General features: G+C 73.5%; 1 protein-coding gene. It reads right to left on the bottom strand.

The annotated features are described in order from the left end of the window. A partial coding sequence (locus tag K7G61_RS35250; RefSeq protein ID WP_225851238.1) for a type I polyketide synthase occupies nucleotides 1-10,057 on the bottom strand: 10,057 nt, incomplete at both ends.

Here is a 10,057-nt window from a genome sequence, read left to right as displayed (position 1 = left end):
CCCCAACAACCCACACACCTCATCCAACACCCCCGCAAACACCGGAAACTCCCCATACAACCCCCGACCCATCCCCACCCACTGACCACCCTGACCAGAAAACACAAACGCCGACTTACCCGAGTCGCGGGCCTCGCCCGTCACCAGCCCGGGATGTGCCTCCCCGCGCGCCAGGGCCGCCAGGGCCGCCGGCCCGGTCACCACGGCCCGGTGGGAGAACCGGGTCCGCGCGGCGAGCGCGGCGCCGATTCCGTCCGCGTCGGGGGCCTTGGCCGCGTACGCCTGCAACCTGCGGGCCTGGGCCCGCAGCGCCTGCTCGGACTTGGCCGACAGCAGCCACGGCACCGGCACGGCAGCCTCGGCGGTGACTGGGGAGGTGACAGGCGACTCGGGTGACGTCACCTCAGCCGGATCCGGTGCCGGTGCCTCCAGGATCACGTGCGCGTTCGTACCGCTGATACCGAACGCCGACACACCGGCACGGCGGGGACGCCCCGTCTCCGGCCACGGCCGACCCTCGGTGAGCAGCGACACCTGACCCGCCGACCAGTCGACATGTGACGTCGGCGCATCCACATGCAACGTCGGCGGCAACTCGCCATGCCGCATCGCCATCACCATCTTGATCACACCCGCCACACCAGCGGCAGCCTGCGTGTGACCGATGTTCGACTTCACCGACCCCAACCACAACGGCTCACCCCGACCCCGCCCCTGCCCGTACGTCGCCAGCAGCGCCTGCGCCTCAATCGGGTCACCCAGCGTCGTCCCCGTACCATGCGCCTCCACCACGTCCACGTCCCCCGCCGACAACCCGGCACTCGCCAACGCCTGACGGATCACCCGCTCCTGCGAAGGACCATTCGGCGCCGTCAACCCATTGGACGCCCCGTCCTGATTCACCGCCGAACCCCGCACCACCGCCAGCACCTCGTGACCATTGCGGCGGGCATCCGACAACCGCTCCAACAACACGACACCCGCACCCTCACCCCACCCCGTACCATCAGCCGCCTCGGCAAACGCCTTCACCCGGCCATCGGCAGCCAGCCCCCGCTGCCGCGAGAAGTCGATGAAAGCGGCGGGTGTGGCCATGACCGTCACCCCGCCGGCCAGCGCCAGTGAGCACTCCCCCGCCCGCAGCGCCTGCGCCGCCAGGTGGATCGCCACCAGCGACGACGAACACGCCGTGTCCACCGACACCGCCGGACCCTCCAGCCCCAGCAGGTACGACACCCGGCCGGAGGTCACACTCGTCGCCGTGCCGGTGGCCACATAGCCGTCCGCGTCGCGGGAGACCTGGTCCACTCCGCCCGCGTAGCCGGATGCCCAGATGCCGGTGAAGACGCCCGTCTGGCTGCCCCGCAACGACGTCGGGTCGATCCCCGCGTCCTCGAACGTCTCCCACACGGTTTCCAGCAGCACCCGCTGCTGCGGATCCATCGCCAGCGCCTCACGCGGCGAGATCCCGAAGAACGCGGCATCAAAACCCCCCGCGTTCGCCAGGAAACCACCCCACCGCGTATACGACGTCCCCGGACCGCCCGCCGGATCGTACATACGACCCACGTCCCACCCACGATCGGACGGAAACTCACCCACCGCATCCACGCCACCCGACACCACACCCCACAACTCCTCCGCCGACCCCACTCCGCCTGGATACCGGCACCCCAACCCCACCACCACCACCGGATCACCCGGCACCGCGACCGGAGCCGGCACGGGCGCGACGCTCCGGCGTTCCTTGCCGAGGACCACCTCGCGCAGGTACTCGGCCAGCCGGGCCGGGGTCGGGTGGTCGAAGACCATCGTCGCCGACAGCCGGGCCCCGACCGCGGTGGACAGCCGGTTGCGCAGCTCCACGCCGGTCAGCGAGTCGAAGCCCAGGTCCTTGAAGGCCAGGTCGCCGCCGATCCCGTCGCCGCGGCCCAGCACGGCGGAGGCGTGGGTGCTGACCAGGTCGAGCAGGATCTCGCGTTGCCGGGCCTCGGGGAGCGATCCCAGCTCGCCCGCGAGTCCGGTGGTCCGCGCCGGTTTGCGCGCGCGTGCCAGCGCACGCAGCACCGGCCGGTCGCCCAGCGCGGTGACCTTGAGCCTGGCCGCGACCACCGCCGATTCCGCGGTGTCCAGGCCCGCGTCGAACAGCCCGAGTGCGTGGTCGGTCGCCATCGGCAGCAGCCCCGCGCGGGCGAGGCGTTCACGGTCGCCCTGGGACACCTGCCCGGTCAGCCCGCTGGCCTCGGCCCACTGGCCCCAGGCCAGCGACACGCCCGGCAGGCCCAGGGCACGCCGGTACGCGGCCAGGCCGTCGAGGTACGCGTTCGCCGCGGCGTAGTTGGCCTGCCCTGCCGCGCCCAGCGCACCTGCCGCCGACGAGAACAGCACGAAGGCGCTCAGGTCGAGGTCCTTCGTCAGCTCGTGCAGGTGCCAAGCGGCCCCGGCCTTCGGTTCCCAGACCGCGGCGATGCGATCGGGGGTCAGGGACTCGACCAGGGCGTCGTCCAGCGCCCCGGCCGCGTGCACGACCGCGGTCAGCGGATGTGCGGCCGGGATCGAGGCAAGTACGGCCGCCAGCGCGTCCCGGTCGGCCACGTCACAGACGGCCACGGTCACCTCCGCGCCCAGCCCGGCCAGCTCCGCGCGCAACGCGGCCCCGCCGGGGGCGTCCGGGCCACTGCGGCTGACCAGCAGCAAGTGCCGCACACCGCGCTCGGCCACCAGGTGCCGGGCCACATGGCCCCCCAGCGTCCCCGTACCGCCGGTGATCAGCACCGTGCCGAGCGGATCGAGATCCGCGGGGACGGTGAGGACGATCTTGCCGATGTGGGCGGCCTTGCTCATGTACCGGAAGGCGTCCCGCGCGCGGCGGACGTCCCAGGTGGTGAGCGGGGGCAGGCGCAGTTCGCCCGCGATGATCAGCCGGACGGCCTCGGCCAGGATCTCCCCCAGCCGCTCCGGTCCGGCGTCGGCCAGGTCGAAGGCCAGCACGCCGGGCCGGATGTCGGTCTTGCCCATCTCCACGAACCGCCCGCCGGGAGCGAGCAGGCGCAGTGTCGCGTCCAGGAACTCACCGGACAGCGAGTTCAGCACCACGTCGAAGGGTCCGAACCGGTCGGCGAACTCCAGGGTCCGGGACGAGGCGATGTGGTCGTCGTCCAGTCCCAGGGCGCGCAGCGCGTCCCGCTTGCCCGGGCCGGCGGTCGCGTGGACGTCCGCGCCCCACAGCCGCGCGAGCTGGATCGCCGCCATGCCGACCCCGCCGGCCCCGGCGTGGATCAGGACCCGGTCACCGGCCTTCAGCCCGCCGAGGTCACGCAGGCCGTACCACGCGGTCATGAACGCGATCGGCACGGTGGCGGCCTGGGCGAACGTCCACTCGTCGGGGACGCGCGCCAGCACCCTGTGGTCGGCGACGGCCGCCCGGCCGAACGCGCCGGGCAGCAGCCCGGCGACCCTGTCCCCCGGCCGCAGCCCGATGACCTCGGCGCCGACCTCGGTGACGACGCCGGCGCCCTCGCTGCCGAGCAGCGCCGGGTCCGGGTAGACGCCGAGGGCGATCAGGACGTCCCGGAAGTTCAGGCCCGCGGCCCGCACGGCGACGCGCACTTCCCGTGGCCCGAGCGGGGCCCGCTCGTACGGCAGGAAGGCGAGGTCGTCCAGGCTGCCCGTACCCGGCTGTGTCAGCCGTCCGTCGAAGACTTCCGGTGCGGAGCGCACGAGCCGGGGCACGTAGGCGGTCCCCCGGCGCACCGCCACCTGGTCCTCGTCGCCGACCGACAGGCCGTCGGGCAGCTCGTCGGCGTCCACGAGCACGAACCGGCCGGGGTGCTCGGACTGCGCGGACCGGACCAGGCCCCATACGGCCGAGGCTTCCGGGTCGCTCACCTTGTCACCGGGGACGGCGGCGACCGCGCCCCGGGTGCGGACCACGAGCCGTTCGCCGGGCCCGGCCAGGAAGTCCTGGACGGCCGCCAGCGCCTCGGCGACCGAGCCGGGCGAGGCGACGGCGTCGCCGAGCGCGCCTTCGGCGGGGGGCAGCGCCATCCAGTCGAGGGCGTACAGCGGGCCGCGTTCGGCCATCGGACGGGTGGTCAGCGCCTCGATGGTCGCCACGGGCTCGCCGGACCGGTCCGCCAGGTCGACGGCATAGGTGCCGGGGCGCACCGCCGTCAGCCGCACGCGCGCGGAGGTCACGCCGGTGCGGTGGATCGCGATCCCGCCCAGCGAGAACGGCAGCCGCACGTCGCCCTCCGTGCCGGCCAGCAGTGCCAGGGGCTGCAGGGCGGCGTCCAGCAGGGCCGGGTGGACGGAGAACCGGGCCGCGTCCGGCACGGTGACCTCGGCGAACACCTCATTGCCGCGGCGCCAGACCGCCTGCACCGCCTGGAAGGCGGGCCCGTATTCATAGCCTGCCGCGGCGAGCGTGTCGTAGAGCCCGGTGACCGGTTCCGCGCCGGCCGGCGGCCACTGCGGCAGCGCCTGCCCGGCCACGGGTTTCCCGCTCACCGTGCCGGTGGCGTGCCGCACCCACCCGTCCGTACGGGAGCGGACGTCGACCGTGCGGCGGCCCGCCTCGTCCGGCTCGCCCACGACGACCTGCACGTCCACCGCGCCGTCCGCGGGCAGCACCAGCGGCGATTCCAGGACCAGTTCCTCCACGGCCGCCCCGGCCGCGTGCACCACCAGCTCCACGAACGCCGTCGCGGGCAGCAGCACCGTTCCCAGCACGGAGTGGTCGGCGAGCCAGGGGTGGGTCGCCAGGGAGAGCCGACCGGTCAGGACCCGCTGCTCGCCCACCTCGACAGCGGCGCCGAGCAGCGGGTGGTCCACCGAGTCGAGCCCGGCCGCGGACACGTCTCCCGCGCCTGCGGCAAGCCAGAACCGCGTCCGCTGGAAGGGGTAGGTGGGCAGCGCCACCGGCTCCCCTTCCGGGAACGGCCACCGCACCGGCACACCCGCGACGAACAGCCGCGCCGCGGCCGCCAGGAACTCGGCCTGGGTGCCGTGGTCGCGGCGCAGGGTCCCGGTCACGACACCCGCCTCGTGCTCCTCCAGCGGGGGCACCAGTACGGGGTGGGGGCTGACCTCCACGAACACGCCGTGCCGGTCCCGCCGCAGGGCCTCGACGGCGAGGTCGAAGCGTACGGGTTCGCGCAGGTTGCGGTACCAGTAGTCGGCGTCGAGGGCGGAGGTGTCGACCGGCTCGCCGGTCACCGTGGAGTACAACGGGATCACCGCCGGACGCGGTGCGATCCCGGCCAGGTCGGCCAGCAACCGCTCACGGACCGCCTCGACCTGCGCCGAGTGGGCGGCGTAGTTCACCGGCAGACGACGGGTCCGGATACCGTCGGCCTCACAGGCCACCAGCAGTTCGCCCAGCGCGTCCAGATCTCCCGACACCACAACCGAACCGGGCGCATTGACCACCGCCACCGTCAACCGGCCGTCCCAACGGGCCACCAAAGCCGCGGCCTGTTCCGCGGACACCCCGACCGACACCATGCCGCCTTGATCGGCCAGCACCGCCAGGGCCCGGCTCCGTAACGCCACCACCCGCGCGGCATCCTCCAACGACAACGCCCCGGCCACATACGCCGCCGCGATCTCCCCCTGCGAATGCCCCACCACCGCATCCGGCTCCACACCATGGGCACGCCACAACTCCGCCAACCCCACCATCACCGCGAACAGGGCGGGCTGCACCACGTCGACGCGCTCCAAGGAGCCGCCGCCGGTCAGCACCTCCACCAACGACCAGTCGGTGTGCGGAGACAGAGCGGCAGCGCAGGCGTCGATGGCGGCACGAAAAGCCTCGGACTGCTCGTACAACTCCCCACCCATCCCCACCCACTGCGCACCCTGCCCCGGAAACACGAACACCCGCCGGCCCACCGGACCCGCCACCCCGGTCACCAGACCCGGCACCGACCGGCCCTCCGCCAACGCCTCCAACGCCTCTACACCACTGACCACCGCACGGTGATCGAACAGGGCGCGGGTGGCCAACGCGCCCCCTACCGCCGCCGCAGTCACCTCCGGATGTGCGGCGGTGAAGGCACGCAGCCGGCGCGCCTGGTCCCGCAACGCCACATCCGACTTCGCCGACAGCGGCCACGGCACCACTCCACCCGCGAACCCGGCCGCGGGCCCCGCCGAAACTCCCACCGGCTCCTCGGCAGCCGCCTCGATCACCACGTGCGCGTTCGTACCGCTGATGCCGAACGCCGAGATGCCCGCGCGACGCAGGTGGCCGGTCTCGGGCCACGGCCGACCCTCGGTGAGCAGCCGGATGTTCCCGGACTCCCAGTCGACGTGCGAGGTCGGCGCGTCGACATGCAACGTCGGCGGCAACTGCCCGTGCCGCATCGCCATCACCATCTTGATCACACCCGCCACACCAGCGGCGGCCTGCGTGTGACCGATGTTCGACTTCACCGAACCCAGCCACAACGGCTCGCCCCGCCCCTGCCCGTACGTCGCCAGCAGCGCCTGCGCCTCGATCGGGTCGCCCAGCGTCGTCCCCGTACCGTGCGCCTCCACCACGTCCACGTCCGCCGTCGCCAACCCGGCGTTCGCCAGCGCCTGACGGATCACCCGCTCCTGCGACGGACCGTTCGGCGCCCCGAGGCCGTTCGACGTGCCGTCCTGGTTCACCGCCGAACCCCGCACCACCGCCAGCACCCGGTGGCCGTTGCGGCGGGCGTCCGACAAGCGCTCCAGCAGCACCAGACCCGCACCCTCACCCCACGCCGTACCATCAGCCGCCTCGGCAAACGCCTTGACCCGGCCGTCAGGGGCCAGGCCGCGCTGGCGGGAGAACTCCGTGAACCCCAGCGGGGTCGCCATCACCGTGACCCCGCCGGCCAGCGCCAGCGAGCACTCGCCCGAGCGCAGTGCCTGCGCCGCCAGGTGGATCGCCACCAGCGAGGAGGAGCAGGCGGTGTCCAACGAGACCGCCGCGCCCTCCAGCCCCAGCAGGTAGGCGATCCGGCCGGAGGTCACGCTCGTCGCGGCGCCCGTACCGAGGTAGCCTTCGGCGTCGGCGGGCGCCTGGTCGCCGTAGCCGGAGGACCAGATGCCGGTGAACACCCCCGTCCGGCTGCCCCGCAGCGACGTCGGGTCGATCCCGGCGTCCTCGAACGTCTCCCACGCGGTCTCCAGCAGCACCCGCTGCTGCGGATCCATCGACAACGCCTCACGCGGCGAGATCCCGAAGAACGCGGCATCAAAACCCCCCGCGTCCGCCAGGAAACCACCCCACCGCGTATACGACGTCCCCGGGTGATCCGCATCCGGATGGAACAACCTCTCAACGTCCCACCCACGATCCGACGGAAACTCGCCCATCGCATCCACCCCGCCCGACACCACACCCCACAACTCCTCCGCCGACCCCACACCGCCCGGCAACCGGCACCCCATACCCACGATCACCACCGGATCACCCGGCACCGCAACCGGAGCCGGCACGGCGGAGGCAGAGGCCTGACGCGGGGCGCCGACCAGGAGGTCCCGCAGGTGGCCGGCCAGCGCGTCGGGGGTCGGGTGGTCGAAGGTCAGCGTCGCGGGCAGCCGTAACCCGACGACCGCGGACAGGCGGTTGCGCAGTTCCACCGCGGTGAGCGAGTCGAAACCCAGGTCCTTGAAGGCCCGCTCGGCGCTGACGGCCGCGGTGTCGGTGTGGCCGAGGACCGCGGCCGTCTGGCCGGTGACCAGTTCCAGGACGCGGCTGTGCTGCTCTGTCCCGGGCAGGGCCGCCAGTTCCCTGCGCAGGCCCCGCCGGTCCGCGCGCCGGGCGGGCCTGGTACGGGTGAGGCGGCTGAGCAGGGGGCGGGGGGACGCCGCCGACAGGTCGAGGTGTGCGGGGACCAGTACGGGATCGGCGGCGCCCAGGGCCAGGTCGAACAGTGCCAGCGCCTGCTCCGTGGGCATCGGCAGCACGCCGGCGCGGGCGAGGCGCTTGCGGTCGGTGTCGGTGAGGTGTCCGGTCAGGCCGCTGGCCTCGGCCCACTGGCCCCAGGCCAGCGACACGCACGGCAGACCACGGGCACGCCGGTGCACGGCGAGGGCGTCCAGGAAGGCGTTCGCGGCGGCGTAGTTCGCCTGGCCCGGGCCACCCAGCACACCGGCGGCGGACGAGAAGAGCACGAAGGCGCTCAGGCCGAGGTCTTTCGTCAGCTCGTGCAGGTGCCAGGCGGCGTCCGCCTTGGGCCGCAGCACCTGGTCGATCCGGCCGGGCGTGAGGGATTCGACGACGCCGTCGTCGAGCACGCCTGCCGCGTGCACGACCGCGGTCAGCGGGTGTGCGGCCGGGATCGAGGCAAGTACGGCCGCCAGCGCGTCCCGGTCGGCCACGTCGCAGGCCACCACCTCGGCGTCGAAGTCCACCTCCACCGCGGTCCTGCCGAGCAGGAGCAGGTGCCGGATGCCGTGCCGGTCGCGCAGGTGCCGGGCGACGAGGCGGCCGAGTGTTCCGGTGCCGCCGGTGATCAGCACGGTCCCGTTCGGGTCGAGCGGGCCGGGTGCCGGGGCGGCTTCGGCGCGTACCAGGCGGGCTGCGTGGGCGGCGCCGTCGCGGACGACAAGTTGCGGTTCGTCTCCCGCGACGAGGACGCGGTCGTCGGTGTCGACGAGCACGAACCGGTCGGGGTGTTCCGCCTGGGCCGCGCGGACCAGGCCCCAGACGACGCTGGACGGCAGGTCGACGGGGTCCGGCCCGACCGCCCCGCGGGTCACGACGGCCAGCCGGCCGTCACCGTCGCGCAGGAAGTCCTGGAGCACGCCCAGCGTCTCGGCGGCGACGGTGTGCGCGGCGGCCACGGGGTCTCCCGCTGGGGATGTGACGTGGTGGACGGCAGGGGGTTCGCCGGTGCTCTCGACAGGCACCCAGTCGAGGCGGAAGAGCTGGTTGTCACCGGCGCCCAGCATGCCCGGCGGCCGATGGCGCACGGTCAGCGCGTCGATCACCGCCAGCGGGCCGGACTCGTCGGCGAGCGCGACCCGGAAGGTGTCGGGGCCGGTGGGTGTGAGGCGGACCCGGGCCGTGGATCCGGCCTCACGCATCGACACCCCGGCGAACGAGAACGGCAGGCGGCCGGCCGCCAGGAGCGTCAGCGGCTGGAGTGCGGCGTCGAGCAGTGCGGGGTGGAGACCAAACCGGTCGCGGGTTTCGGCGGGCAGCGCCACCTCGGCGTAGAGCTCGTCGCCCTGCCGCCGGATCTCGCGTACGCCCGCGAACACCGGCCCGTACTCGTAGCCCTGGGCGGCGAGGGTGTCGTAGAAGTCGGTCAGGTCGACGGGCTCACCCGCCGGATGCCAGGGCTCGGCGGTGTCGTACGGGTGGGGGCGGCTGCCGGTCGAGAGCGTGCCGGTGGCGTGCCGCAGCCAGGTGCCGCCCGTCCGGGAGTGCACGGCGACGGGACGGCTGCCCGTTCCGTCCGGTGCGCCGACGACGACCTGGACCGGCACGGAACCGTCGTCGGGCAGGATCATGGGGGCTTCCAGCACCAGTTCGTCGAGGACATCGCAGCCGGCCTGCCGTCCGGCGTGCATGGCGAGTTCGACGAACACGGTGCCGGGCAGCAGTACGGAGCCCAGGACGACGTGGTCGGCCAGCCATGGACGGGTGGCCGTCGAGAGCCGCCCGGTGAGCAGGACGCCCTGGTCCCCGGCCAGTTCGACGACGGCCCCGAGCAGCGGGTGCCCGGCCGAGTCCAGTCCCGCCGCCGACACGTCGCCCTTCGCGGCGGCGGGGGTCAGCCAGTACGGCCGGTGCTGGAAGGCGTACGTCGGCAGCGGGACATGGCGGGGCTCGCCGGGGAAGACCGGCGTCCAGTCGACGGCCACGCCCTGCGTGTGCAGGCGCGCCAGGGCGAGGTGGAACTCCTGCCTGCCGCCGTGGTCGCGGCGCAGGGTCCCGGTCACGATGCCGTCCATCACCGGCGTCAGTACGGGGTGGGGGCTGACCTCGACGAACACGCCGTGCCGGTCCCGCCGCAGGGCCTCGACGGCGAGGTCGAAGCGTACGGGTTCGCGCAGGTTGCGGTACCAGTAC

Origin of the sequence: Streptomyces sp. HPF1205, from assembly GCF_020400825.1 — a bacterium.
In the GTDB taxonomy this organism is placed as follows: Bacteria; Actinomycetota; Actinomycetes; order Streptomycetales; family Streptomycetaceae; genus Actinacidiphila.
This window is presented reverse-complemented; position numbering and strand designations above follow the sequence as displayed.